General features: G+C 61.3%; 17 protein-coding genes, 1 tRNA gene and 1 pseudogene. 6 read left to right on the top strand and 13 right to left on the bottom strand.

Features of this window, described 5'->3' with window-relative positions; translation table 11 throughout:
* Positions 1 to 20 precede the first annotated feature (20 nt).
* The 7 genes from KBB96_RS07680 to KBB96_RS07650 form a co-directional block, all read right to left on the bottom strand.
* A complete protein-coding gene (locus KBB96_RS07680) occupies positions 21 to 743 on the bottom strand; it encodes a hypothetical protein (protein WP_211634052.1) in 723 nt (240 codons plus the stop codon).
* 231 nt (positions 744 to 974) lie between these two features.
* Complete coding sequence (locus tag KBB96_RS07675) at positions 975 to 1,517, bottom strand: peptidylprolyl isomerase (RefSeq protein WP_211634050.1); 543 nt, start codon at positions 1,515 to 1,517, stop codon at positions 975 to 977.
* An 87-nt stretch (positions 1,518 to 1,604) separates the two neighbouring features.
* Positions 1,605 to 1,850 carry a hypothetical protein gene (locus KBB96_RS07670; RefSeq protein ID WP_211634048.1) on the bottom strand — a complete coding sequence of 82 codons (246 nt, stop codon included), beginning with the start codon at positions 1,848 to 1,850 and terminating at the stop codon, positions 1,605 to 1,607.
* A 31-nt stretch (positions 1,851 to 1,881) separates the two neighbouring features.
* The gene (gluQRS, locus tag KBB96_RS07665; protein ID WP_211634047.1) at positions 1,882 to 2,715 is read right to left on the bottom strand and encodes a tRNA glutamyl-Q(34) synthetase GluQRS; all 834 of its coding nucleotides are present in this window, start codon (positions 2,713 to 2,715) and stop codon (positions 1,882 to 1,884) included.
* On the bottom strand, positions 2,712 to 3,950 hold the full coding sequence (locus tag KBB96_RS07660) for a M16 family metallopeptidase (protein ID WP_211634045.1): 1,239 nt from the start codon (positions 3,948 to 3,950) through the stop codon (positions 2,712 to 2,714). Before KBB96_RS07660 ends, gluQRS begins: the two co-directional genes overlap by 4 nt.
* A complete protein-coding gene (gene ispD, locus KBB96_RS07655) occupies positions 3,947 to 4,609 on the bottom strand; it encodes a 2-C-methyl-D-erythritol 4-phosphate cytidylyltransferase (protein WP_211634043.1) in 663 nt (220 codons plus the stop codon). The genes KBB96_RS07660 and ispD overlap by 4 nt, the downstream gene beginning before the upstream one ends.
* A gap of 3 nt (positions 4,610 to 4,612) precedes the next feature.
* On the bottom strand, positions 4,613 to 5,068 hold the full coding sequence (locus KBB96_RS07650; RefSeq protein WP_211634041.1) for a GatB/YqeY domain-containing protein: 456 nt from the start codon (positions 5,066 to 5,068) through the stop codon (positions 4,613 to 4,615).
* Between the two features lie 148 nt (positions 5,069 to 5,216).
* On the opposite strand from KBB96_RS07650, the gene KBB96_RS07645 reads away from it, so the two are divergent.
* Positions 5,217 to 5,759: a GNAT family N-acetyltransferase gene (locus tag KBB96_RS07645; protein ID WP_211634039.1), complete on the top strand. Its 543-nt coding sequence runs from the start codon at positions 5,217 to 5,219 to the stop codon at positions 5,757 to 5,759.
* A 42-nt stretch (positions 5,760 to 5,801) separates the two neighbouring features.
* Positions 5,802 to 6,308, top strand: a complete 507-nt coding sequence (locus KBB96_RS07640; protein ID WP_211634038.1) for a DUF3592 domain-containing protein — start codon at positions 5,802 to 5,804, stop codon at positions 6,306 to 6,308.
* 139 nt (positions 6,309 to 6,447) lie between these two features.
* Here KBB96_RS07640 and KBB96_RS07635 read toward each other — a convergent pair whose 3' ends face one another.
* Complete coding sequence (locus KBB96_RS07635; RefSeq protein ID WP_211634037.1) at positions 6,448 to 9,324, bottom strand: M16 family metallopeptidase; 2,877 nt, start codon at positions 9,322 to 9,324, stop codon at positions 6,448 to 6,450.
* Positions 9,325 to 9,918: 594 nt separating this feature from the next.
* Positions 9,919 to 12,906: a M16 family metallopeptidase gene (locus tag KBB96_RS07630; protein WP_211634036.1), complete on the bottom strand. Its 2,988-nt coding sequence runs from the start codon at positions 12,904 to 12,906 to the stop codon at positions 9,919 to 9,921.
* Positions 12,907 to 13,029: 123 nt separating this feature from the next.
* On the opposite strand from KBB96_RS07630, the gene KBB96_RS07625 reads away from it, so the two are divergent.
* A tRNA-Leu gene (locus KBB96_RS07625) sits at positions 13,030 to 13,116 on the top strand.
* A gap of 375 nt (positions 13,117 to 13,491) precedes the next feature.
* Positions 13,492 to 13,827 (top strand): hypothetical protein, encoded by a 336-nt coding sequence (locus KBB96_RS07620; protein ID WP_211634035.1) that lies wholly within the window; start codon positions 13,492 to 13,494, stop codon positions 13,825 to 13,827.
* A 108-nt stretch (positions 13,828 to 13,935) separates the two neighbouring features.
* On the opposite strand, the gene KBB96_RS07615 is transcribed toward KBB96_RS07620, so the two are convergent.
* From KBB96_RS07615 to KBB96_RS07605, 4 genes and pseudogenes are all read right to left on the bottom strand, one after another.
* Positions 13,936 to 17,220: an alpha-1,2-fucosyltransferase gene (locus tag KBB96_RS07615; protein WP_264176992.1), complete on the bottom strand. Its 3,285-nt coding sequence runs from the start codon at positions 17,218 to 17,220 to the stop codon at positions 13,936 to 13,938.
* Positions 17,221 to 17,556: pseudogene (locus KBB96_RS21310) on the bottom strand (glycosyltransferase family protein); the annotation flags it as partial.
* A 31-nt stretch (positions 17,557 to 17,587) separates the two neighbouring features.
* Complete coding sequence (locus KBB96_RS07610) at positions 17,588 to 18,631, bottom strand: glycosyltransferase (protein ID WP_211634033.1); 1,044 nt, start codon at positions 18,629 to 18,631, stop codon at positions 17,588 to 17,590.
* 156 nt (positions 18,632 to 18,787) lie between these two features.
* Positions 18,788 to 19,051, bottom strand: a complete 264-nt coding sequence (locus tag KBB96_RS07605) for a hypothetical protein (protein WP_211634027.1) — start codon at positions 19,049 to 19,051, stop codon at positions 18,788 to 18,790.
* A 148-nt stretch (positions 19,052 to 19,199) separates the two neighbouring features.
* On the opposite strand from KBB96_RS07605, the gene KBB96_RS21230 reads away from it, so the two are divergent.
* Together KBB96_RS21230 and KBB96_RS07595 are read left to right on the top strand one after the other, a co-directional pair.
* Positions 19,200 to 24,716, top strand: a complete 5,517-nt coding sequence (locus KBB96_RS21230) for an RHS repeat domain-containing protein (protein ID WP_211634032.1) — start codon at positions 19,200 to 19,202, stop codon at positions 24,714 to 24,716.
* A 762-nt stretch (positions 24,717 to 25,478) separates the two neighbouring features.
* Positions 25,479 to 26,030 carry a hypothetical protein gene (locus KBB96_RS07595; RefSeq protein ID WP_211634030.1) on the top strand — a complete coding sequence of 184 codons (552 nt, stop codon included), beginning with the start codon at positions 25,479 to 25,481 and terminating at the stop codon, positions 26,028 to 26,030.
* The last annotated feature ends 33 nt before the right edge of the window (positions 26,031 to 26,063 follow it).

Here is a 26,063-nt window from a genome sequence, read left to right as displayed (position 1 = left end):
TGAGGGTGGGGACGGACAGCTTATTCGAAAGTGACCAGCATCACCAGGTCCTGAAGGTCGAAGCCCGAGGCATCCGGATCGGTCTGGCCGAGTTCGTAGAGGATGATCAGGTCCTTCGGACCGATGGCGATCTTCTTGGTGGTGGAGTTGATGTAGGGCTTCAGGAAGCTCTCGATCTCACCCTGCTGGAAGGCCGGGGTGGTGTCGGGAACATTGTCGCCGTTTTTCAGCATCACCACGTTCGGAGCGGTGGAGCCGGTGTTGTAGAGGGTGAGCCAGCCGGAACGGTAGCCGCGGCCGCCGAAGTCCAGTCTGGTGTTCTTGGTGATCGTCTTCTGCACCAGGATCGAGCTCGGGTTGACGAGCGTCTGGAGGCCGCTGAAAGCGGTGACCCAGGAGCCGCCGTTGGTGCGGTAGAAGGCTTGGACGGTGAGGAAGGAGAGGAGGCTTTCCTGGAAGGAGGCTCCCAGCACCCGGATCTTCATCGTCACGTCCTGTTTCGGGACGACCGTATTCGGCGGGACGATGTCAACGACGGTGCTGATTTCACTCGGGAACTCGACGTTCCAGGACAGGGTCGGCTTCAGGCCCACCCGCAGGAGGTCGGCGCTGGTCGTGAGGGTGCCGCGGGGAACCGAGTTGGTGTCGGTGGTGGCAGCCTTGATGTTGGGGGCCAATGCAGCCGCTGCCAAAGACAGCACTGCAAGTACGAGGGCCCGCGGGGGGAGCGGGATGCGTTTCATGGTTGTGGGGGGAAACAACAGTCTGGAAGCACTTGGGGAACTTCCGAACCGCCGTCACCTTACGCCCTCATCCCCTTTGAATTCAACGGTTTCGTAATAACCTACGCGATTGCGTGGGGGACTCAGTTTGAACGCCAAAACGCAGAAAATCCCCTGCTGCCAAGGGCTGCAGGGGATTTTGAAGTGTTAGATGGAGGCCAAAATCAGCCTATATTCAAGAAATCCAAAATATCAACGATCCAAGATAGAGTTCCAATGTTCGATGTTATCCTTCTGATTTTCGAACAGAGCGGAGGCATCGTCGTGGAAGGTGATGGAGGTGATTTTGTCGCCGGTGCCGTTGAATTTGCAGCCGCGTTCGCCGGTGTTGTTCTTGCCAGTGATGGCCTTCACGATTTCCAAGCCCTTGGTCACCTCGCCGAAGACGGAGTGGCGGTCATCGAGGAACTGGGTGGGGACGTGGGTGACGAAGAACTGGGAGCCGTTGGTGCCGGGGCCGGCATTGGCCATCGAGAAGATGCCCGGCTTGTTGTGGCGCAGCTCCGGGTGGAACTCATCGCCGAACTTGTAGCCCGGGCCGCCACGGCCGGATTCGGTCGGGTCGCCGCCCTGGATCATGAAGCCGTCCACCACGCGGTGAAAGGCCACGCCGTTGTAATAGCCACGCTTGGCCAGATTGAGGAAGTTGGCCGAGGTGACCGGCGCCTTGTCGGCGAAAATGGTGGCGTCGAAGTCTCCAGCGGTGGTGTGGACGGTGATACGGATATCGGACATGCCGGGAGAATCGGGAGTCCGGAATCCGGAGTCCAGAACCAAGAGAGGTGGCGGTCCGGGAAGGCGACCGGCTCTCAGAGTCCATTTTCACTCATCGTGATGGAACCACAGCAGGGTGCAGAGTCCGAAACCGATGCCCCACACGGCCCAAACGTTGTAAACGAAATACGGGTAGCCCATGAGCAGCAGGCCGATGGCCTTGGGCTTCCACAGCTCCAGCTTCTTGCCGTAGCCGAAGGCCCCGAGGCCGATGATGCTGAAAACGACGCCGCCCAGGATCACCCAGAACCAGCGGCGGGCATCTCCGGAATCGAATGCGAGGATGGGTGACACGCGTGAACGATGCGTGAAGCCCCGTTTATAATCAATCCGCGAGTCGGGCCATCACGTCTTCCACGGAAACGCCGCCTTCCCGCAGCACACGGATCGAGAGCGAATCGTGACGCTTGGCCAGGCGCTTGCCGGTTTCGTCCGTGAGCACGCGGTGGTGCAGGTAGGCGGGCTCGGGGAAACCTAACAGCGTTTGCAGCAGCCGGTGGACGTGAGTGGACGCCAGCAGATCCTCGCCGCGGGTGACGTGGGTGATTTGTTGATAGGCATCGTCCACCACCACGGCGAGGTGGTAGCTGGTGCCGATGTCCTTCCGCGCGAGGATGACATCGCCTAACAGACCGGGATCGACCTCTTGTATGCCATGCAGGAGGTCAAGAAAGGAAAGCGGACCGGTGGCCGCCGCTGCTGACTCCGCATCCAGCCGCCAACTGAAAGGCAGGCCGCCAGCCAGCTTCGCCGCGCGTTCGGAGAGCGGCAGCCGTTTGCAGGTGCCGGGATAGAGCGGACCCTCCGGCCCATGCGGGGCACCGGCCATGCGGGCGATCTCGCTGTCGATCTCCCGCCGGGTGCAGAAGCACGGGTAGAGAACACCGCGCTGCTCCAGCGTTTTCAATGCCGCATCGTAGGCCGCAAGCCGTGCGGTCTGACGGAGAGGAACGCCATCCCACTCCAGCCCCAGCCAACGTAAATCCTCCTCGATGCCTTGATAGAATTCCTCGCGGACACGGGTGGTATCGATGTCCTCGAAGCGCAGCAGGAACTCACCGCTATCGCTCCTGGCCAGATCCCGCGCCACTTTCGCCGCGTAGGCGTGGCCGAGATGAAGCCGCCCCGTCGGGCTGGGAGCGAAGCGCGTGCGGATCATGCCTCCGGCCGGATCTCCGCCATGCTGGGCTCGATGTTCTCAAACAAACTGCGCGCCACCGCGTGGATGTCCTCATCGGTCACGGCGGCGATATCCTTGCGCCAGTCTTCCGGAGTCGGGATGCGACCGAAATCGAGCAGGCATTCACCGGCCCACGAAGCCTGGGCTCCGGTGCTTTCGAAGGCCATCTTGCTCTGGCCGATCGCCAGTCGCTTGGCGCGATCGAGTTCACCGGAGCGCGGGCCGTTTGCGATTAGATCGGCGATCTCGGCTTGGATGCATTCGAGTGCTTCATCGCGAGATTCGGGATCGAGACCTGCGACGATTTCAAACGCGCCGGTTTCATCGAACAGCGTCACGTCCGAGGCCACCTGATAGCACAGCCCGCGTTCCTCGCGCAGGCCGAGGAACAGCCGCGAGCTGGCGGTTTCTCCGAGCATCAGGCTGAGCAGGCGCATCGCGTGGCGCGAGGAATCGTGACGGCCCGGCGCATGCCAGGCCAGAGCGAGTTGGAGTTGCTCGGTATCGCGGTGCTCCACCAACTGGCGGGAGCGTGCGGTGGTGCGGTCGAACTTCAGCGATGGCTGCGGTGTTTTGAAGGCGGTGGGCAGATGCGGAAGGATCGCGGCGAGGGCTTCGTCGCTGGAAAACGGACCGGCGACGGCGATCACGATATCGCTGCGGAAATGATGGCGGTCGCGGAACTTCGCCAGCGTCTTGCGGTCGATGCGGGCGATGGATTCCAAGCTGCCGGAAATGGGATGCCCCAGCGGATGCGGCGACCACAGTGCCTGCGAAAGCAGATCGCCGATGTGATCGGACGGGCTCTCGCGATACATCGTGATCTCCTCGCCGATGACATCGCGCTCCAGGTCGATCTCGCTTTCCGGAAACACCGGGTGCCAGACCATGTCCGCAAGCACGTCCGCGAGAAGCGGCAGCAGCGAGGCCTCGCCGCGGCCTTCATAGACCGTGTTGTCCTCGCTGGTGCAGGCGTTGATCTGACCGCCGGCGCTTTCGATTTCCAAGCTCAGTTCGCGCGCGCTGCGGCGGTGCGTGCCCTTGAAAACCATGTGCTCCACGAAGTGGGCGAGACCGGCGGGCACATCGCTTTCATCGCGGCTGCCGGTGGGGATGTAGATGGAAACCGCCGCGCATTCGGATTGCGGCAGGGTGGCCAGCGCGAGACGCGGACCGCCGGGAAGCGATTGCCAGGAGTAACGTGCGCCGCTCATGAGTCGAGAAGGGCCGCCGCGAGGGCGAGGTCGGAAGGGTGGGTGATCTTGAGATTGGGATGACGGCCATCCACCAGCAGCGTGGGGATGCCGATCGCCTCCAGGGCGGAGACTTCATCGGTGACCGTGATCTGGCGCTGGTTCACCTCCGCATAGGCGCGCAGGATCAGCGGCAGTTGGAAGCACTGCGGCGTTTCCATGAACCACAGTTGCTCGCGGTCCACGGACTCGCGAGCAAGGCCATCGGCGTCCGCGCGCTTGAGGGTTTCCGTCACCGGACGGGCGAGGGCGGCGGCACCGCTTTCCGCCGCGGCGGCGATGCAGCGGTCGATGGCTTCCACAGTGACCAAGGGGCGCGCGCCATCGTGGATCGCGACGACGGTGGTTCCTTGCGGCACGGCGGCGAGGCCGTTCTGAACGGAATCTTGGCGGTTGCAGCCTCCATCGACACGGATCACGGCCTTGGCGAACGATCCGCCCAACAGCTCATCGAAACGATCGGCGGGAGCGACCACGACCACGGAGCTGACGGCGGAGGAGGCGAGGAATTTCTCCACGCTGCGGCGCAGCACCGGCACGCCCGACAGTGGCGCGGCCAGCTTGTCGAATCCCATCCGCCGACTGGAACCGGCGGCGACCACGATCGCGCAGCAGGACATGGCTCAGGAAAGGCGCTTCATCACCGCAGCGGAGAGGACCTTGCCATCGGCACGGCCGTCCGCGAGTTCCTGGGCGCGCTTCATGACCTTGCCCATGTCCGCCTTGCCGGTGGCACCGGTTTCGGTGGCGGCCTGCTCGACGATCTCGATAATCTGCTCCTCCGTGAGAGCGGCGGGGAGATACTTGGAAAGCACCGCGATCTCGGCCTTTTCGACCTCGGCCAGCTCCGGACGGCCGTGTTGCTCGAATTGGGCGATGGAGTCCTGGCGCTGCTTGAGCTGCTTGCGGATCACGGCCAGCACTTCGGGTTCATCGAGCGGGGTGCCGAGTCCGCCTTTCTCGATAGCGGCATTGGTCAGCGCGGTCTTCAGGGCACGCAGGGCATTGAGGGCCACGGTGTCCTTGGCCTTCATGGCGGTTTTCAGATCCTCGGGGATGCGTGCGGCGGTTTCGCTCATGCGTTCTAGGTAGCACGGCCCGGCCAACGGCCAAGCAAAACCCCGATGCGCAGTTGTGAGCGGGATTGTAAGGCGAAGGTTCTCCGGCGGAGTTTCCGGACTTTTTTGGTGATGCGGTTCGGAATAGACGGGTGCCACCTTCCGTCCCATGGCCGTGATCTCCACCGAACGTCTCGATCTGATCCCGATGGGACCGGATTTCCTGCGGGCCTCCCTTTCCGGGGATCCGGCTGCGGCCTCCGTGGCGATCGGGGCGACCTTACCGCCGGATTGGCCCTCCATCCCAGAGATTCTTGCGATGCGCTTGGAGCAGTTGGAGGCAGTTCCCGCGCTGGAGCCGTGGCTGCTGAGGGCGATGGTGCTGCGTGAAACGCGGACGATGGTCGGTCACATCGGCTTTCACACCGCTCCGGGACCGGAGTATCTGGAACCGTGGTCGCCGGGTGCGGTGGAGTTCGGTTTCAGTGTTTTGGAGGAACATCGGCGACGCGGCTATGCTCGTGAGGCCGCGCAGGGGATGATGCGATGGGCGGTGGACGAACACGGGGTGCGGGCATTCGTTCTCACCATCAGTCCGGGCAACCATCCATCGCAGGCCTTGGCCTCCGGGCTCGGCTTCCACCGCATCGGCGAGCATGTGGATGAGGTGGATGGGATCGAGGAGATACTGGAACTTCGGATGGGTTCTTGAATCGCAGTGGCGCTCCGGGCTGGAGCGGTCTATGCACCCGGCATGGCAAGCGGTTCTATGGCCGGTCGGCTCTACCTCGCGATGATCGGCATGGCGCTCGCGCTGGTGGGCGGTTTTTTCTGTTGGCTGATGTGGCGGTCGTATGACCGCGCGCATCACATGCGGGCGTGGCCGGAGGTTTCCTGCGTGGTGCTGTATTCCGGAGTGGAGGAACGCCGCATCGATCCGAACTCCGCGCCGGAGTTCCGCTTCGCGATCCAGTATGGCTATGAATGGCAGAGCAAGCCCTACACCTCCACGCACTGGACGTGGCGGGAAAGCCCGTGGTCCTCGAAGCCACAGGATGCCGAGGCGAATGTGGCGAAATATCCCGTGGGCGGAACGTTCACGTGCCATGTGAATCCGGATGATCCGTCCTTCGCCATTCTCAAGACGGATTCACAAGCGCCGCTGTATTCGATCTGGTTCCCGGCGTTGTTCGTGGTGGGAGGATTGGGGATTGCGGCGGGTGCGCTCATGGGTGGTCGGCGTACGGTGCCGCGGAGATAATCGCATGTATCGGATCTTGAGGGCCTTTGGCCCTGAAGATGGAAGAGGTCTTGCCGCGATGGCGAGGTTCGCATCCAAACAAAAACGCCGCGATCTCCGTGGATCGCAGCGTTTGAAGAGCAGAGGAATTGCGAACGAATTATTCCGCGGCCGCAGGCTTGATGCCCACGCTGATCGCTTTGTCCGCTCCGAGATATTTCTTCGCCAGCGCGTTGATTTCCTCAAGGGTGACTGCGGCGTAATCCTTGTCGCGTTCGCGGGCGCTTCCGATCTTGGTCGGATCTTCCTGTGATTGGGAGAGAACGGTGCCGAGCCAGTAGCTGTTGTCGCGGTTGGTTTTCTCCAGCGAAGCGAGCACCGGCTTCTTCGCGCGGTCGAGTTCGTCCGCGGTCGCGCCTTCCTTGGCGAGCTTGTCGGCCAGATCGCGCATCACGCCATTGAGCCGCTCGACATCCTCCGGCTTCGCGGTGGCATTGCCCATGAGGAAGCCATAGTCGATCAGAGCATCGGAACCGCTGGACTTGGCACCCGGGCTGTAGGAGGCACCGAGCTTCTCACGGATTTCCTCGCGCAGTCGATCGCCGTAGATGTCCGCGAGGATGTTCAGGCGGCGGGCTTCCTTGACGTGGCCGCGCGGGCCATCGGTGGGCCACAGCGTGATGGAGACGGCGGTCGGGATCTTGCTGTCGAAGGTGAAGGTCTTCGTCACCGGTGCGTCCGGCACGTCCACCTTGCGCTGGTCTTCCATGGCCGGCTTGGTGGCAGCGCGCTCCGGGAGCGCACCGAAGGTTTTCAGCAGCAGCGGGACGATGGCGCTTTCATCGAAGTCACCCACCACGCTGAGTTCCAGATAACCTTTCTTGAGATCCGGCGTGATCCAGTTCTTCACATCATCAATGGTGTATCCGGCAAGCGTGGCGATCGGCGGCATGGTGTAGCGGGCATCTCCTCCATGCAGCCAACCTTGCATTTCCGCCTGCGGACCGGACGGAGAGTGTTTGAGCTGTTGCTCGATGGTCGGCAACGCCTTGCGGAACTGCCACAGCGCTTCCTCGCGATAGCCCGGATCGGTGAGCGTGGCGCAGGCGAGCTGGAGCTCCAGTTCCAGGTCCTCCGGAGTGGCACCGCCGGAAAGGGCGAAGGAGTCCTCTCCGATGCCAATGCTGGCACCGACATTGCGACCGGCGAGGATCTGTTCCAGATCATCCACCGAATGCTTGCCGAGACCTCCGCCGCCGAGCAGCGCCTTCGCAAGCATGCCGAGACCGGGCTTGTCCTTCGGCTGGCTGAGCTGGCCGGAGCCGATACGTGCGAGCAACTGGATCTTGTCCTTGTCGAAGGTGGTGCGCTTCAGGTTCACCCGCACGTTGTTGGAAAGCACGAGCTGGGTGATGCCGAGATCCTCGACCTTCTTCTCGGAAACGACCGTACCCGGTGTTCCGAACTCGGTGTAGCCGAATGGCACCGCCTTGTTGGCCTCCGGTGCTTCGACCTTTTTGGCGTTGGATTCCTTGTAGAGCGAAACGAGTTCGTCCCTGGCGTTGTCCGGGGCCTCCTTGGTGGTGAGGATCAGGTGCAGTCCCTGGTCCTTCCAGAACTCCTTGAGAGCCGCATGGCAGGCCGCGACGGTGAGGCTGTCCAGACCTTTGCTGGCGATCTCCAGATCCGTTTCGGGGGAAGAGAACACCTCTTCATCCGGAATGGAACGTGCGATGGCGGAGGCGAGCGCTTCCGACTTGCGGGTGGACTTCGTCTTCACCGCCTGTTCGTAGGCATTGATGAGATTCGCCTTGGCCTCGGCGAGCTCGGCATCATTGAAGCCATGCTCGAGCGCGCGGCGGAATTCCTGCTCCAGCACCGGCACCGCTTCCTTCCAGCGGGTGTCCGTCACCGTGACCTCGATGCTGCCGAGTTCCGCGTGGTTGAAGAGATCATCCTTCCCCGCGCCACCGCCGAGGATGGGCGAGTTTTCCTTTTTCGAAAGGCGGTCGAAGCGGCGGCCGATCATCGCATTGGCCATCGCCAGCGGCATGTCCTTGATGCGGTTCGCGGTGGTGTCCGGCTTCTTCTCATACGGACGCACGGCGACCAGCGAGACTTCGGTGGTCGCGACTTCCTTGTCGGTGAACACTGCGGCTTCCAGACCGGAGGGCGACTTTACCGGACCGAGATCCGGGTTCTTGCCGGGGTTCTCCGGGTTCTTCATTGAGCTGAAGGACTGCTCGATGCGCTCCTTCATCACCACCGGATCGACATCACCCACCACAATGAAGGTCATGCGGGAGGGGATGTAGTAGCGGCTGTAGTAGTCGGTGAAGCGCTCGCGCGGAGCCTTCGAGATGACGTCCTCCTTGCCGATGGGGAAGCGGTTTGCGATGAGCGAGCCGGGCAGCAGCGTGGCGAACTGTTTCTCCTGGAGACGCTGGCGCACGCTGTCGCGGCTGACCTTTTCCGAGATGATCACGCCGCGCTCGTTGTCGATCTCCTTGTCCAACAGCAGCGCGCCATCGCCAAAGTCACGCATCACATTGAAGCCGAGATCGAGCACGCCTTCGGACAGATCCGGCAGGTCGAGCATGTAAACGGTCTGGTCGAACGAGGTGAAGGCATTCACATGCGCGCCGAAGCCGATGCCGAGGCGCTGCATGACCGGGATGAGTTCGTCCGGCTTGTAGTGCTTCGAGCCGTTGAAGACCATGTGCTCCAGGAAATGGGCGATACCCTGCTGGTCATCCGCCTCCATCAGCGAACCGGTGGCGATGTGCATCCGCAGCGACACGCGCTTCGGTGGCTCGCTGTTCGGATAGATCATGTAGCGCAGTCCGTTCGGCAGGGTGCCGAAGACCGCCTTGGAATCCGCCGGGATGTCCGAGCCATCCTGCGGCCACGGCTTCGGCTTGACCGCAGTGGCGGGAGCCTTGGCCGGTGCCTGGGTTTCGGCATGGACGTGCGGGACGAAGCTGGTGGCGGATGCGCCGAGGATCGCGGCCAGGGCGATCGGGTGGATGCGTTGCATGTGGGTCTTTCGGATCAGGATGTTCACAGGGCCGTCAGCGATGCTGTGGAAGGCATCTGTCTAACGCGTGCAAACACGGCAAGTCCATGGCTGTTTCCGTGCAATCGACGGAATGTCAAGCCCTAGTGAACCAAGCGGAATGGTCAGCAATGGTGGGCGCTCGCAGGCCCGGCGTGGAGTTGCGATGGAACTCTACCGTGCCAAAGGTGCGGCCCATGCCAGCCTGGGGTGAAGGTCTGATCCTTATACCCATCTCAGAACGCGGTGGGGATGACTCTTGGAGCCCGAAGGGATACCGGAACATAGCCTCGGCGAGTGCCACCCGGGGTAAGGCAGCTTGCAAAATCCCAGCACCCCGGAGGGCGTGCCACAAGAGAGCGGAAAGGCGGTTGAATTTGGTTCTGCCATTCGCTCTCCCAAATCTTTCCGCCTTTCTGCGACTCACTATCGGGGTCGGAATCCCAAGAGTGATGACTGATCCGGAGGTCGCTACGCGACGCTCCGGCTATGATCCGCGACCTCTCCGAGATCGGGAGAAGAAAAGGCCCGGCGAGGTGCCGGGCCTTTCGAATGAGAGTGGATAGGGGCTGCCGCTTATTCGACCGGCTTGATGCCCACGTTGATGGCATTCGCCGCGCCGAGGTATTTCTTTGCCAGCGTGTTGATCTCCTTGAGCGTGATCGAGCGATAGTCGCTGTCGCGTTGGCGGGCGAGATCGAGGCGCTTCGGATCTTCCTGTGATTGGGCGAGCACGGTGCCGAGCCAGTAGCTGTTGTCGCGGCTGGTCTTTTCCAGCGAAGCGAGCACCGGCTTCTTGGCGCGGTCCAGTTCGTCATCGGTCGCGCCGCCCTGGGCGAACTTGTCGGCGAGATCGCGCATCACGGTGCCGAGGCGCTCGACGTCTTCCGGCTTCGCGGAGGCTTCGCCGATGATGTAGCCGAACTTGTCCAACGCGTCCGAACCGGAGGCTCCGGCATTCGGGCTGTAGGAGGCTCCGAGTTTCTCACGGATCTCCTCGCGCAGGCGGTCGCCGTAGATGTCCGCGAGGATGTTCAGGCGGCGGACTTCCGCGGTATTGCCGCGGACGCCATCGGTACGCCAAAGCGCCAGCGCGGTGGCGGAGGGGATCTTGCTGTCGAAGGTGTAGTTCTTCAGCGCCGGGGCATTGGGGAACTTCACTTTGCGCAGGTTGTCCACCGGCGGTTTCACGGCGGCGCGTTTCGGCAGCGCGCCGAAGGTGTTGAGGATCGCGGGGATGAGCGTGTCTTCCTCGAAGTCACCGACGATGCTCAGTTCGAGATAGCCCTTGTCGAGATCGGGAGTGACCCATTTCTTCACGTCCTCGATGCCATACGAGCCGAGTTTCTGGACCGATGGCATGGTAAAGCGCGGATCGCCACCACGGAGCCACGATTCCAATTCGGCCTGCGGACCGGCGGCGGAATGCTTGAGTTGCTGTTCGATCATCGGCAGCGCCTTGCGGAACTGGCGCAGCGCTTCATCGCGGTAGCCGGGATCGGAGAGCGTGGCACAGGCGAGCTGGAGTTCCAGCGCCAGATCCTCCGGCGTGGTGCGTCCGGCGAGCGTGAAGGCATCTTCGCCGATCCCGATCGAGGCACCGACATTGCGTCCGGCGAGGATCTGTTCCAGATCGTCCACCGAATGCTTGCCGAGGCCGCCTCCGGCGAAAAGCGCGTTTGCCACGATGGCCAGGCCCGGCTTCTCCGCCGGCTGCGTGAGCTGCCCGGAGCCGATGCGCGCCATCAGGCGGATGCTGTTCTTCTCGAAGTCCGTCTTCTTCAGGTTCACCCGCACGTTGTTGGACAGCACGAGCTGGGTGATGCCGAGGTCCTGCACCTGTTTGGTGGTCGTCACCTTTCCGGCCGGGCCGAAGCTGGCATAGGCGAAGGCGGCAACCTTCGAGCCGACGGGCGCCGCCACCGGCTTGCCACGGGATTCCTGATAGGCGGCGGCGAGATCGTTCTTCGTTTCCTCCTGCGCTTCCCTGGTTGTGAGGATCAGGTGCAGGCCGGTGTCACCCCAGAAGTCCTTGAGAGACTTGTGGCAGGCTTCCAGCGTCAGGGCATCGAGGCCCTTGCGGGCGATTTCCAGATCCGTCTCGGGAGTCGAGAAGACGTCCTCCTGCGGCATCGACTGCGCGATTTCCGTGGCGATGTCATCGGACTTGCGGGTCGGCTTGGCCTTCACCGCCTGCTCGTAGGCGTTGAGAAGGTTCGCCTTGGCCTCGGCGAGTTCCGCTTCGGTGAACCCGTGTTCGATGGCGCGGCGAAACTCCTGCTCCAGCACGGGAACGGCTTCCTGCCATTTGGAATCGGCCACCGTCACGCTGATGCCACCGAGTTCGGCGTGATTGAAAATCGTGTCCCGCGAGGCGGAGCCGCTGAGAATCGGCGAGCCTTCCTTTTTCGCAAAGCGCTCGAAGCGGCGGGAGATCATCGAGTGCGCCACATCCAGAGGCAGATGCTTGAGACGGGTTGTGGTCGTATCCTTTTCCACGGTATAGGGTCGCACCGATACCAGCGAGAGATCGGTGGCTTTCACCTCCTTGTCGGTGAATACCGCGGTCTCCAATCCCTCGGGCGACTTCACCGGCCCGAGATCCGGGTTCTTGCCGGGGTTCTCCGGGTTCTTCATCGAACCGAAGGCCTTCTCGATCCGCACCTGTACCTCCGCCGGATCGACATCGCCCACCACGATGAACGTCATGCGGGAGGGCACATAGTAGCGGCTGTAGTAGTCGGCGAAACGCTCGCGCGGAGCCTTCGAGATCACGTCCTCCTTGCCGATGGGGAAGCGGTTCGCGATGAGCGATCCGGGCAGAAGCTGGGCGAACTGCTTCTCCTGAAGGCGGGACTCCACCGAGTCCCGGCTGGTTTTCTCCGAGAGAATCACGCCGCGTTCGTCCTGGATCTCATTGTCGAGCAGCGAGGCGCCATCGGCGAAATCACGGAGAGCCTTGAAGCCGAACTCCTGCTCCTCCTCGCTCAGGCTCGGCAGGTCGAGCATATAGACGGTCTGGTCGAAGGATGTGAAGGCATTCGCATCCCCGCCGAAGCCGAGGCCGAGGCGCTGCATGGTCTTCACCAGTTCGTCCGGCTTGAAGTGGGTGGAGCCGTTGAAAACCATGTGCTCCAGGAAGTGGGCGAGACCCTGCTGGTCATCCGCCTCCATCAGCGAGCCGGTGGCGACGTGCAGGCGCAGTGACACCCGTTTCGCCGGTTCGCCGTTCGGATAGATCAGGTAGCGGAAACCGTTCGGCAGGTTGCCGAAGACCGCCTTCGGATCGGCCTTGATGTCGGAGGATTCCTGCGGCCACGGCTGGGCCTTCGAGGTCGGGGCGGGAGCGGGGCCGGGGCTTCGGCCGCGGGCTTGGCGGGATTGGCCGGTTTCGTCACGGGAGCCGCCGGGGCCTCCTCTTTCGGAGCCGCCGGAGCCGGGGGCGCGGCGGTCTTCGAGCTGGCCTGGAAGTAGATGGCCGAGCCTCCGAGGACCGCAACCATGGCGAGCGGAGTCAAACTTTGCATGAGTGGGAACGTGGTGGCCCCGGGGTGGGGATTGCAACGTTGAAAGCGGCAGGGCGGGGGACTTCCGTCTCTGTGACGAAATTCTTGCAAATCGATATTGCAAATCGTCCGGCACTATGGTGCTTTCCGCCCGCCGGTTCACCGGTCACAACAACAGGATGCGCGCGTGGCGGAATTGGTAGACGCGCTAGATTCAGGTTCTAGTAGGGGCAACCCTGTGGAGGTTCGAGTCCTCTCGCGCGCACCATCATGTTAGTCTGGGAATCACGGAGCCTCAAAGGCTCCGTTTTTCGTTGGACGGGGGACAGTGGTGCCCGTATTGTGCCCGATCCTGCCGAAGCGGCGGGACATCTACTTGTTAAGGGGAATGGGTTGGCAGATTTTCTCCCAGACTCCCCCCCTTTGCCCGCATACATTCTTTTCATGCCTTCCGACGCTCCCTCGCGCTGAGTCTTCTATTGGGCCTGGAGTTTCCACGTATCCCGGGCGTTGGCTTTCGGACGTCACATGTATCGGTGTGAAGGCTCGGCAAATGGCACGACCTCAATCAGAGACACCCCAGCTCAGTCCCGGGCAGAAATCATGGTTGCCCCGCGCGCAGCAGGTAACTATCCCATGCTCCATGGCCGCCAAGAGGACACGCAAGATATTCTCAGCCAAAGAGAAATCGAAAATCGTGGCCTTCGTGCTCAGTCACAACAAGAAGCATGGCAAGGGAGGGCAGGCGGCCGCGGCTGCAAAATTCGGGCTCAGTGATGCTGCCGTCTCATACTGGATGGCTGGCTATAAAATCGCCAAAGGAGGCGAGGGCTGGATGGAGGTGGTGGGGGCGGGACGGGACAAACGGGCGAGGAGATTGGCCGAACTGGCAGTGGTTGAAGCGGAAGTGTCGGACCTTCGCCGGAAACTGGCGGCAGCGGAAGCGAAGCTTCACCGGCTGAAAAAGGCGGCTATTTGAGGATGTTCTCCGGTGGTTGAGGGTGAGTGTGAGGTTGGGATTACGATGGATCACAACCGGGAATAAAGCCGATTGCGATGTAAGAGGTCTTCATGAATCCAATACCCGTTAATCTTCTGAAAATCGAACCGATTGAATGTCCGCTTGAGGTGGGAACTTCCGCGCGAAGAACCCGGGAAAACGTCGTAGTTCCTCAATGAGGGCTTCGTCCAGGTGCTCGAATGAAACAGGACTTCCGGCCCATCTGATCCAGATTGCAGAAGAGCGGTTGAGCTTGTCATCCGGATAGCCACGCGAAGCCAGCATCGTTCCGAAGTAGTGCTCGTCAGCGGCAAACACATTTCCGAAATCATTGAGGCGGCCTGCAAGCAGAATCTCGCTTGCAGCCTGCCGGTCCAACAGCACCCATTGCGAATGCACGCGCCAGCTGGAGGATAACACCCTGCTGCTGGATTGAAATCGCCCACGGTGGGATCCTGACATTCTATCAATGGTCTGCTCGTCGATTCTGGATCTCGGATCGGATTGCAAGGCGGTTTTGATTTGGTGCCAGGCCTTGATCGGGATGCAGCTTTCCGACAAGAGCGCGAAGTGCGTTACCGTCGCATCCCTGAACGCTTCCTTGAGTAGCGCGAGCATGGCCCGGACCAACGAAGCGTCCCCCCAGTTCGTGGGATGAAGCTCCCGGATCACATGCTCCTTCAACCACGGAGTCCGGATTTCAGCCGGGTGTTTGGGATGGACGAACACGGCAACCTCGCCGTCTGCCGAGTCGATGAACTGCTTCCAAAGCTGCGGGTGGTTCAGATCCTGCCGCGTCAGGAAGAGCAGCCCAAGCCGGATAGGCAGGTGCTCCGTCACGACGGCCTCCTTGCCGCCATTCGACTTGGCGCCAACGACAACAGGCACCGGCCCCTTCGGTGGGGAGGAAAGCGATGCCGGGATCGTGATCCAGCGATCGGGCCAGGCTTGCCACTCACGGCTGTTGAGAAACCGGTCCGGCGCGATGACCGGGGCCGCGTTCGCGAGCCAGGCGCCCCACCAACCAAAGGTGCTGTTGGAGAGAATGAATGCACGGCACCCGGCGAAGGTGGCCATTGCCTGGGCTTCGTTCTGGATGCCACAGACAAAAACATCGTCCGCGCCTCCGAACTCCGCTGAACACCAATCCGGGTCATCGGAAACCACGATGAACTGAGGAGCATGAACCAAGTTCCTCATTAGCTCCATCGCCCGGCGATAGTAATCCATTCCACAGACTTGGTGCTGAGGAACGGTCAGAAAGTCACCCCTCCGGACATGAATCGCAACCGGCAGCCGTTCCCCACAAGAGATGGGAAGATGGGGTTCGATTTTGAACAGCCTCCGGATCTCATCGGCCACCGGTAGGAAGTATTCCTCATTCTGAAAGTATCCGGCGATCAGGACTTCGGGGGTGGAGGATTCACGAATCCTTCCTGCCACGGTCCAGCCGACGGGCCCCGGGTAGGAATCCCAGTATTCGATTTTCTCGAAGGGGGAGCTCGGGGTGGCATCCGGTTCGATTCCGAACATGCGAAGGGCGAACGCCCGCCCGAGCGGGAGGAAGGTGGTTTTGAGGGGAAGGCCGAACTGGCGCGCCAGCCGGAGGGCGTAAGCATACTGGAACATCTGGTTGCCCATTCCGCCCGCGAGCCCAACTGTGAGATGGGTGGGACCCGGGGTCTTCAAACCCAGGTTGAAACGATGGACCCATTGCTCCACTTCTTCCCGCGACCACCGGGATCCACCATCGTTGGAGCCATTCGTCCCGACGGGAGAACCGTGTTCGGTGGTCGATATGACGAGGTGGCTGAAATCGCTGGAATGAACGGCTTGCGCGAGGAAGCCATGCAATACGGCGTCCGGTGTGCGCTGCTCTCCCAACGGCACCTGGATAAAGTCGGCTTCGTCCATCAGCCGACCGCTTTCTTCGGGAGCAAAGAAACAGATCTGTGCGCGATCGTCGCTGTGCGAAAGGATGGACCGCCTGATTTCTTCTCTTTTCGAGCGCTCATCCGGATGGCTTTCGAAAGCGAACAGCGTGGTGGTGTCTTCGCTCTGTGGTGACCGCCGGTAAACCATCAGCGAATTGCGGAACCAACCAATCGAACACTGCTCACGCAGAAGGTGCTCGGCGAAATGCCAACGAACCATGCCGCGCCGTTTCAATTGCTCTTCGAGATGGAGGTTCGGCCGCAGGTTCACGTGCCCGCGGCCACCTTGCCCGGGAACCGCCCAGCTCAATACGAGCAGGGAGCGGGTGGCACCAACCAGGTTGTCGAGAAACGCATCCTCGTATTCCGCCGGAATATGCTCGCCGACCTCCAATGAGATCGCGGCGTCCGACAAGGGGAGTTCCACTGGCCGGCTCAGATTTTTGCTCCGGCAGGTTCCCTTTGACAACACATCGGTCTCAAGGTTGCCATCGAATCCCATCGCCTCGAAACCGCGGACACGCAGCAACGACGTGTACCGTCCCGAGCCGCAGCCGCAATCCACGACCGACCGGCAGCCTTGGCGTGCGAGCAGTTCCGCGATGGCATTCCCCAGCCGGAAATCGTAACAGCCATGGTCGGGACATTGCCCGTTCCATTCCCCGGTTCGGGAGATCCGCTCATCGGAAACCAGAGGACGCTCCGGCCAGTCATCCGACAGGGACGGCGCCTCTTTCAAAACCAGCGAATCACTCCTGTAGCCGTCGCCCTCCGCCTTCAGGGTATCGGATGGCCACTGCGCCCAGTTCAAAAGGAGAACTCCATCCGCTTCCGTCCAACGGCCGCCGCAGCTTGTCGAGGCGCGCTGGAAGGTGCCGTCCGGGTGCAGCACCACCATATCGCTCCAATGGTGATGGAGGGCGTCAAAAACCCGGCTCCTCACGGCGGGAGGCGATGGGATCTGAATCTGTTCCTCCCAATCGTACCAGACCAGATGGCGGGTGCCCGAAGTATCCGTGGTCCAGGTGCCGGAGCAGGCGGTGGCCCGCCGGACAAAATGGCCGCTTTCGTAAAACAAGATGTCGTCATGCCAGTAGGGATGCCGATAGCGGGTGATGCGGATGGGATCGGTCCGGTAGATCGCATGCACCGCCCTGAGGCGGTCCGGTGAGCACCAGTGCGCCGTCACCACCTCGTTTTCGGGACGAGGGAAGGGAGTCGCGCTCATTCTCAAGCGGGCGGAACCCAACGCTTTAGCTCCGAGGCGGACAGCCGCTTCTCCGATGATGACATCTTCCGCTCCTGTAAGCGGTAGCGTCCGGTCGGCGGCAATCTTCGCCACCATGTCCCGGGGCAGGAAATACCCGGCTCCTCCGCTGGGAGAGCCCCGTTGCTGGACATACTCGCTGCCGATGAGTTGGAACGCGGGATCGATCAAGCCGGTGAGACGGTCCAAGGCCACATAGGTGTCGTCGTCACATTTGAACAACCATTCGAAGTCCGATGTGGCGAGGGCATGTTTGAAGAACGCGATGACTTTCTCCGGCAGCCAATGATAGGAGTCGTCCGCATCGAGTTGGATCGTATCGGCCTCCCCCGGAAGGGCCGTCTCTCCACGGCCCACGAAGAAGCGGCACTCGATGTTCGGCCGGGCCTCCGCGAGCCATGTCTCACGGACGGCGGCACGCTTTTCCGGATAAGCACGGCAACTGCAGATCCCAACCAGGATTTTCGGAAGAAGGGCCCCGGAGGGTGATGAAGGAAGGGTGGACATCGATGGCGCTGGTTGCATCCCGTTCCCCGCCTCACTCGGGAAGTTTGGCGATTGCTTCGAAAACCTCCTCCCAACTGGCGATCGAGGCTTCCAACCCGCCGAGCTCCAAGCCACGCAATCGTGCCGCTTCCGCCATGTCTGCACGGAGGTTGGGCTCGTAGGCCATCCTGCTGGCATGGTAGATGAAGTCGCGCTCGTGGTCGCACAGCCAGCCGGTGACTCCGTGCTCGACCTGTTTCTTCCATCCGCCGCGGTTGTCCACGATCAGCACGCTGCCGCTGGCCATCGCCTCGAATCCGACGCGCGGCCAGTTTTCGGTCGTGTCCGTCGGCTGGAGAATGATCTCACAGTGTTTGTAGAAGTCCTGTTGGGATATTTCGTGATGATCCCGGGCGGTGCGGATCCAGTTATAAGGTTTGCCGATCTTGGTCTCGCTCCTTTGGTCGAACCCAAGGAACAAGCCACGCTTGAATCTCGGGGAAACAAAATACTCGTAGATATGCAATGTGTTCTTTGAAAACTTGTCGGCATCCTGGCGGGAGATCCGGCCGCAGCCGAAGTACTCGGATTCGCGGGAGGCGTGGAAAGGGAAACGGGTGGTGTCGAAGTACGGCCTGAAGGTCATGAAACGGACTTCGGGATCTTCGTTCAGCGCCCGGAGTTCCGGCTCGTGTTTCCGGAGCACGTCCTCGTTCTGGTAGAGGAACATCGCAATCTCGCCGTTGGCCATCCGGTCCTTCTCCTTGGGGAAAAGCCAGGTCATGCAATTGAGGAACACCGTGCGGCGCGTGCGCTTGCGGATTTCGTGCAAGTTGTTGAGGAATTCAGAGTTGCAAAAACCGAGAACGGGATCCCCAGGCTGCACAGCAGGCCATTCGTTGTGGGGGTGGATCTTGACGCCGCGTTCCAGCATTTCGGGATACAACGGCTCCAACTCATAGTTCTTCATGCTCGGAATGAGGTTCACCTCGATTCCCATGTGCTGCCAGACGACGATCTGGTGATGGAGTTCCGTACCCGCCCCGCCGTAGAGGCCGGGGAACCCGTGGACAAACAAGCGCTTGATGGCTGGCATGGTGGTGTCGATCGACCGATATCACGCATAGTTGGGCCGATGTCGGTGGCAAGGAATTTGGAGCGCCGGACGATGGATTTTATGTGAAGATGACGGGATGTGTGAAATTACCGTGAAGACGGGGAAATCCATTGACCGGAGTCATGGATTCTGATTTCAGCGAGGAAGCTGGAACCAGCCTCTTTTTATGGCGTCATCCTCATCTTCGTCGTCCTCGTCCGCACCATCTTCTGAATCTTCGAGCTCCTCGGAATTCCCGGACAGCGGGTCCTCCTCGTCGGAATCCGAGTCTTCGAGTTCGGGTGGAGCTGACAGTGGTTCCTCCTCATCGGATTCCTCCTCCGGTTCGGGCCCTTCGGAGAGCAGCTCGTCGTCCTCCGACAGTGGTTCGTCCGGTGATTCGTCCTCCTCGGAGTTCACCTCCAGCCTGCCGCCTTCGCCGTCGTGTCCCTCCGGCTCGTGTGAGGATTCCTGCGAGGGTGGTCTTTCGGAAAACGCGGAATCGGGTGACGCCGGCGGCGGCTCGGTCTCCCTGTCCGACGGTTCGGCCAATGCGCAGGTCGCCGGGATGCCGGCCTATGGCGGCAACCGCTCCGGCGGAGCCAATCCCTCCAGCCTGCCGAAGGGCGATCCGGGGCCGAACAGCCGCCGACCCCAGGGCGATCCCGGCGCGGGCGGCAACCGTCCCAAGGGCGATCCACCCGCCCCCCGCGGCGGCGGCAAGGGCGACGTGGTGATCGATACCGGCCTTTCCTACAGCAGCCGTTCCGGCGGCCCCGGCAGCAATGGCGCGGACCACGGCCAGAAGTGGATCGCCTGCGGCTGCGCCGGCCTCTCCGGCACCAACAGCAGCGGCCCGGCGAGCGGCCCGATCGTGTGCAAACCCCAGCAGGACCGCGCCGTCTGCGGCCTGCCTCCGGGCACTCCTCCTCCGCCTCCGGGCGGCACCACCACCTTCAACACGCTCTACTTCGTCAAGGACCAGTTCTCGTTCAAGAGCGAGGTCGGCGGCGGCGGCATCTACACGATGCTGCAGGGCACGGGCAAGAAGTTCACCTTCGACATCAACGGCAAGCTCAAGACCATGGTCGGCGCGGGCAACGTCGCCGCCAACTTCACCTTCGACGGCGACCGCCTCAAGGACATCAACATCCCCAGCCTGGGTGGCGGATCGAACCGCTACCGCTATGAGACGAACACCGCGGGCATGACTTCGGAGCTCAAGTACGAGGTGGACGATGATCCGGTGCTCAAGACCACCTACGGCTACACCGATGGCAACCTGACGACTGTCAAGCTGTGGGAAAACCGCGCCCCCGCGGGAGAACCGGCGGACTGGGGTGATGCCCCGATCTCGACCACTTTCTACAGCTATCATCCCGGCAGCAACCGGATGCGGCATGTGATCCCGCCGCAGATCCACCGCCAGATGATGAACAACGGCATCGATCCGGAGGAGGCCACGGAGAGCCAGCTCAACGAATACGCCGCTTCGGAGTTCGCGGAGTACGATGCGAACAACCGGGTGACGCTGTTCTACACCAGCGGGCGGCGGTATCAGCAGACCTTCAGCTATCGTACCAACCCGGTGCCGCCCGCTTCGGCGTTCACCGGCTGGGCCTCCTGCACGGAGGTGGTGCGCGCGGACGGCTCGGTGATGAGCTGCTACTACAACCGCAGCGGCCAGCTGATGCTCAAGATGGTCCAGGATGGTGACCAGACGTGGTATCCGCTGTGCCAGCAGTTCGAGGAAGGCAGCGGCCGCATCCTGCTGTCGGCGTCCGGCTCCGCGATCGAAGGCATTGATGAAGGCACCCCGACCTTGGTGAACCTCTCGGCCACGGTGGGGAAAATCACTGTCTACGACTATACGGCCGCGGGCTATCTGCAGAATACGAAGATCCAGAATGGCACCTCCGGAACCCTGATTCCGCAGGAGAAGCTGGAATACCAGGCGTGCCCGGAAACGGCCAACGGCACGATCTACGTGGTCAACAAGCGCACCACCTACCGGGATGATGCCGGTACGCAGGAGGTCGTCACGACCTACTCCTACGACTACCACAGCGGCACCAACCAGATTTCGAAAAAGACCACCCATCTGCCGGTGGTCCCGACGAGTGAAAACGGCACCGGCGCGTCCTACCAGACCGAGACGCACTTCAATACCCTCGGTGCCTTGATCAAGACGGTGGACCAACTCGGCGTGGCGACCACCTACGAATACGATGCGGCCACCGGCGGCATGACTAGGATGACGCAGGACCCCACGGGGTTGAATCTGGTCACCGACTACGAACTGGACCGCCGCGGCCGCACCATTCTGACTCTGGGACCGGAGCATGAGGTCGATCTCGCCGGCACGCCCACCGCGCTGCGCACCTGCCGCTGGACCTATTTCCAGGACGACATCGAGGGCACGTGGACCTTCAATGGCTACCGCACCACCGTTGGCCCGGCGGTCGACCAGATCGTCGGGCCGGTGAGCATCAACCGTCCGAACCTGCCACCGCCCGCGGACATGGCGGCCTACGCCGGTTGGCGCCAGTCGTCGCTGATCCAGGCGGTCTATGACGGCGAGGGCATCCCCGCGCCGGACACCGTCTTTGGCCAGGAAACCTGGACCCGCTGGACCGTCGGCCTCAGCGACCGCGCGTCTGAGTATAAGGAGCAATGGACCTACTTCAACATCCCGCTCGGCGGCTACGGCCACCAGTCGGAGAACTACGGTCGCAAGCTGTTCGCGTATGACAGCGTGGGCCGCCAGAATTGGACGATGTGTGCCGGGGCGACGATCGACCAGACGACATTCAACGCGATGGGCTGGCCGGTGCGGGAGGAACTCGGCACGGTGGCGGGCCTGAGTGTGACGACGGTGCGCGAGTTCGATGCCAACGGCAACGTGACCCAGGTCACCGCGCCGGTGGACACAAACACCGCGAACGACCGGGTGACGACGAACACCTACGACTTCCGCAACCGCCTCTTAACTTCGGCGCGTCACTTCGACGAGTTCCCCCTGGCGTTCATCGACACCTACGCCTACGACAACCGGAATCTGGTCACCTCCCAGCGGACCTACAAGACCGACGCCGCGGCCCCGAGCAACTCCATCGCGCGGACGAATACCGAATATGACGCGCTTGGACGCGCCTTCACCATCTGGAATTACCAGAGCAACGGCATTTCGACGAACCGCCAGAAGTCGTCGCTCTACTACGACGCCACCGGACGGGTGGCCCGCAACGCCCCCTCCGGCAGCAAGCTGTTCACCGCGAATGTCTATGACGCGGTCGGCCGCTTGGCTGTCTCCTACCAGGCTTATCCGGACACCGGTGACAGTCCGACCACCGATCCCACCGACATGTCGCACTGCGTGGTCATGGAGCAGCAGGAAATGGCCTACGACGAAGTAGGGAACCTGATCAGCACGATTGGCCGCAAGCGCTTCGACGACGCCAGCGGCGACGGTCCTCTGGGCACTCCCGCTTCCACCACCCAGCCGAAGGCCCGCGTGAGCTATGCCGCCGGGTATGCCGATGCCACCGGTCGCCTGGTGGCCGTGGCGACCTACGGCACCAATGGTGGAACCTCGTGGAACCGCAGCCAGATCGTCCCTCTGCGCTCGGACACCATTCTGGTGAACTCCACCTTCTACGATGCCGCGGGCAATGCGACGGCCGCCACCGATCCGGCGGATATCACCAACTCCCGCTTCTACGACGATGCCGGCCGCCTCGTCACCACCGTGGAGAACGATGCCGCCACTGGCTCGCGCACCACCCACTACGAATACACCGATGACGGTTGGCTGACCAAGCTCAAGAGCGAGAACCCGGACACCGGCCTGCAGGTCACGGAGTGGGTCCGCGGCGTGAGCATCGCCCAAGGGTCCACCATCAACAGCAACCGGCTGGTGTTCCAGAAGATCTATCCGGACAGCACCGGCACCGCCGACCGGATCACCTACCTCTACAACCGCCAGCTCCAGGTGACGGGCATGACCGATCAGAACGGCACCGTGCATGCCTACCAGATCGACAAGCTCGGCCGCCTTCTGGTCGATCAGGTCGAGGCCTTCGGCACCGGCGTGGACACCACGGTGGGCCGGATCACCACCGGCTACAACCCGAACGGCCTGCTCTCGGTCCAGAGCAGTTGGAACGTGGATGGTTCGGTCAACCTCAACCAGGTGCTGTCCAGCTACAATGTCTTCAACCAGCTCACCTCGGAAACCCAGCGGCCCAATGGCTCTGCGGCTTCTCCCTCGGTGGGGGTCTCCTACGAATATGCGAACGGCAGCGCCAATACCCTGCGGATGACGAGATCCAGCATCATTTCCTCCGTCGGGGTTCAGATTGTCTACAATTCGGCGATGGCCGATGCGTTGAGCCGGCCGGACGAAATCGACTACTCCACTCCGATTTCGATCCTCAGGACCTCGTATTTGGGGCTGGGGACGCTGGTGGACCAGAAGGTATATTCAGCGGGTTCGAGCACGGTGCCGATTTCGGAATGGACCATGCAGAACGGTTCGACGGGCGATGCGGGTGACAAATACACCGGCCTCGACCGCTTCGGGCGGCTGGTGGAAACCCTCTGGAAGAACACCGGCGGGGATCAGGTGCATGCCCGCTATGGACGCAACCGCGTCGGCGGGGTAGAGTGGCGGCGCGACGACAAGGCGCACGCGATGTCCGTGAACACCCAGGACAACTACTACTGGTATGACGGTCTCCAGCAGGTGACCCGCCACGACCGCGGCAATCTGGTGCCTTCCTTCGGCCCGCCCTACACCGGGATCGACAACCGCCAGCAGCAGGAACTCTTCAACTTCGACGAGACCGGCAACTGGAATTCGAACTACAGCGAAAGCCCGGCGCTCGACCAAAGCCGCGTGAACAACCAAGCCAACCAGATCGTCAGCCTGGATGGTCCTTCGAGCGTGGTCCAGCCCGCCTATGATTTGGCCGGGAACATGACCACGATCCCCAAACCGGGCGACTGGACGGCGGGTTATGACCTTGTATGGGATGCCTGGAACCGGTTGGTGACGGTGAAGAGCGGCGCGACGGTGATCGCCTCCTATGCCTACGATGCCAGAAACTGCCGGGTGAAAACCACGGTGGGCGGGGTGGCGAAGAACTTCATCTACGACAACCAGTGGCGGGTGCTGGAAGAGCGCCCGGTGGCGACGCCAACGGTGATCGATCACAAGTATGACTGGAATCCGCTGGACCGCTGGGATCTGGTTCGTCGTTTGCGTTCGACCGGAGGAGGAACCCTCAACGAGGTGCTCTATCCGCTCAAGGACTACCTCGATCCGGTGGCTCTGATCGATGCGACGGGTGCGGTGGTGGAGCGCTACGGCTACGATGCCTTCGGCCCTGTGAGCTTCATGGACGCTTCATTCGCATCGCGCTCGTCCAGCAGCTACGAGTGGAACTTCCTATTCCACGCGGAATTCCAAGATGTGGAGACGGGCCTCTATAATTACGGATACCGGTATTACCATCCAGATCTCGGTAGGTGGATTTCAATGGATCCGATAGGGGAGAAGGGTGGGTTGAATTTATATAATTTCGTCGGCGATAATCCTATCGATGGTCAAGACTATCTTGGCCTCCAGCTTACACTTCCTGGAGGGGTGGCTGGTGCGGCCGCTGCGGGGATGACAGCTGCTGAAATTTCGGAGACATTTGGAGTGTCAATGCTTGTCGCGGCAGCGGCAGTTGATGCTGCGCGTAAGAAAAATCCATCGCTGAACCCCGATCCCGATCCCGAGCCTAAACCCGAGCCTAAACCACCCGTCTTGCCACCCGTCTTGCCCCAACCAGACCCAAAGCCCAAAAGGCGAGTTCCTATATGCTCATTCGATAGGTTTGGTAGTCCATTTATGAATGAGTCTGGTGTGCCATTGGAACATGGTGGATCCACTTCTTGCAGTTGTGTATATAAATGTTCGGATGTTTCAATAGTTGTGGTGCCTGCGCTCAAGAAGGAGGATTGTCCGTTCTCGTTCCCGGTGGTTCCTGTGGGTAAGCCGATTCTTGAGGGTATGACGGGCGCTTGGACCAATGGCTAAGTTCGATAAAATTAAAACAAATATTTGGCTATGATAGTTGAAGATGTTTACGTTCCTGTTGTGTCATTGTCGCTGCCTGAGGACTTGAAAATGAATGGGTGGGTGGTGCCGAATGGGTCGTATGTCGTTCGGGGGCAAGTGATATTTGAACTGGTTAGTGATGGCTGTGTGTTTCAAATAGAAAGTTTTCACTCTGGGTATATTGTTATTTTGGATGATGGGTTGCATCCATGTAGGGTTGGGGATGTTATTGGGAGAATTGTGTGTGATCGATGCGATGATGGTGTTGTCGTTGTGGGTTTGCGTGTGCCTCTAGAAGTAATGTCGATTATAGACCGCATTAGAGGCGGTGTTCCTCGGCGAGAATTTATTGAATCGAACGTTAATGATTTGTTTAGAGAAAAGTGAATAGCGGCAACCAACCGCAGTAGGCGTGCCACCCGGTTTTCATGCCAAAGCCGGATCGGAGCTTCTCGTGCGCAGAGGCTTCGTGACCGTTTGCGGTCTTACCCTTCCGAACGCTTCAAGACAAACTCCACCCACTGTAAGTCCTGTTTCCGCCAACCAAGCCCGCATTCCAGAGCGTCTTTCAGCCATGCGGGTTTCGGAAGCGGATGAGAAGCGCGACTCGTCCGATGATGTCGCCGGAAGCCTGTCAGATCCCGTCCTCCTAACAAGTCTCCAGCCCCTCCTTCTCGCGATGGACGCAACCGGGTGGGCGGGGTAGAGTGTCGGCGCGACGACAAGGCGCACGCGATGTCCGTGAACACCCAGGACAACTACTACTGGTATGACGGTCTCCAGCAGGTGACCCGCCACGATCGCGGCAATCTGGTGCCTTCCTTCGGTCCGCCCTACACCGGGGTCGACAACCGCCAGCAGCAGGAGCTGTTCAACTTCGATGAGACCGGCAACTGGAACTCCAATTACAGCGAAAGCCCGGCGCTCGACCAAAGCCGCGTGAACAACCAGGCCAACCAGATCGTCAGTCTGGATGGTCCGGCAAGCGTGGTGCAACCCGCCTACGATCTGGCGGGCAACATGACCACGATCCCCAAACCGGGCGACTGGATTTTGTTGACGTATACCTGCGATCTGAAAAGATCAATATCAGGTGATCCTCCGCAGTCGATTCGGAGTATGAGCACAAAGGTAGATCGATGTGTGGATGAGTGCCCCAATACCGATGACGAATTCCCCAAGAGTTTTACAAGAACATTGGCATTTACTACTCTTCCATATAGCCCCGGAGCAACCCAAGTCGGGCCGCGAGTAGACGTTCCTGGTACTCCCGGGGGAAGGGCCTGGGTCTAGCGGGGAGGGTAGTAATTCATATACTTATAGGCT

This window comes from Luteolibacter ambystomatis, assembly GCF_018137965.1.
Taxonomy (GTDB): Bacteria; Verrucomicrobiota; Verrucomicrobiia; order Verrucomicrobiales; family Akkermansiaceae; genus Luteolibacter; species Luteolibacter ambystomatis.
The sequence above is the reverse complement of the archived record's forward strand: the minus strand, read 5'-3'. Positions and strand labels throughout refer to the sequence as shown.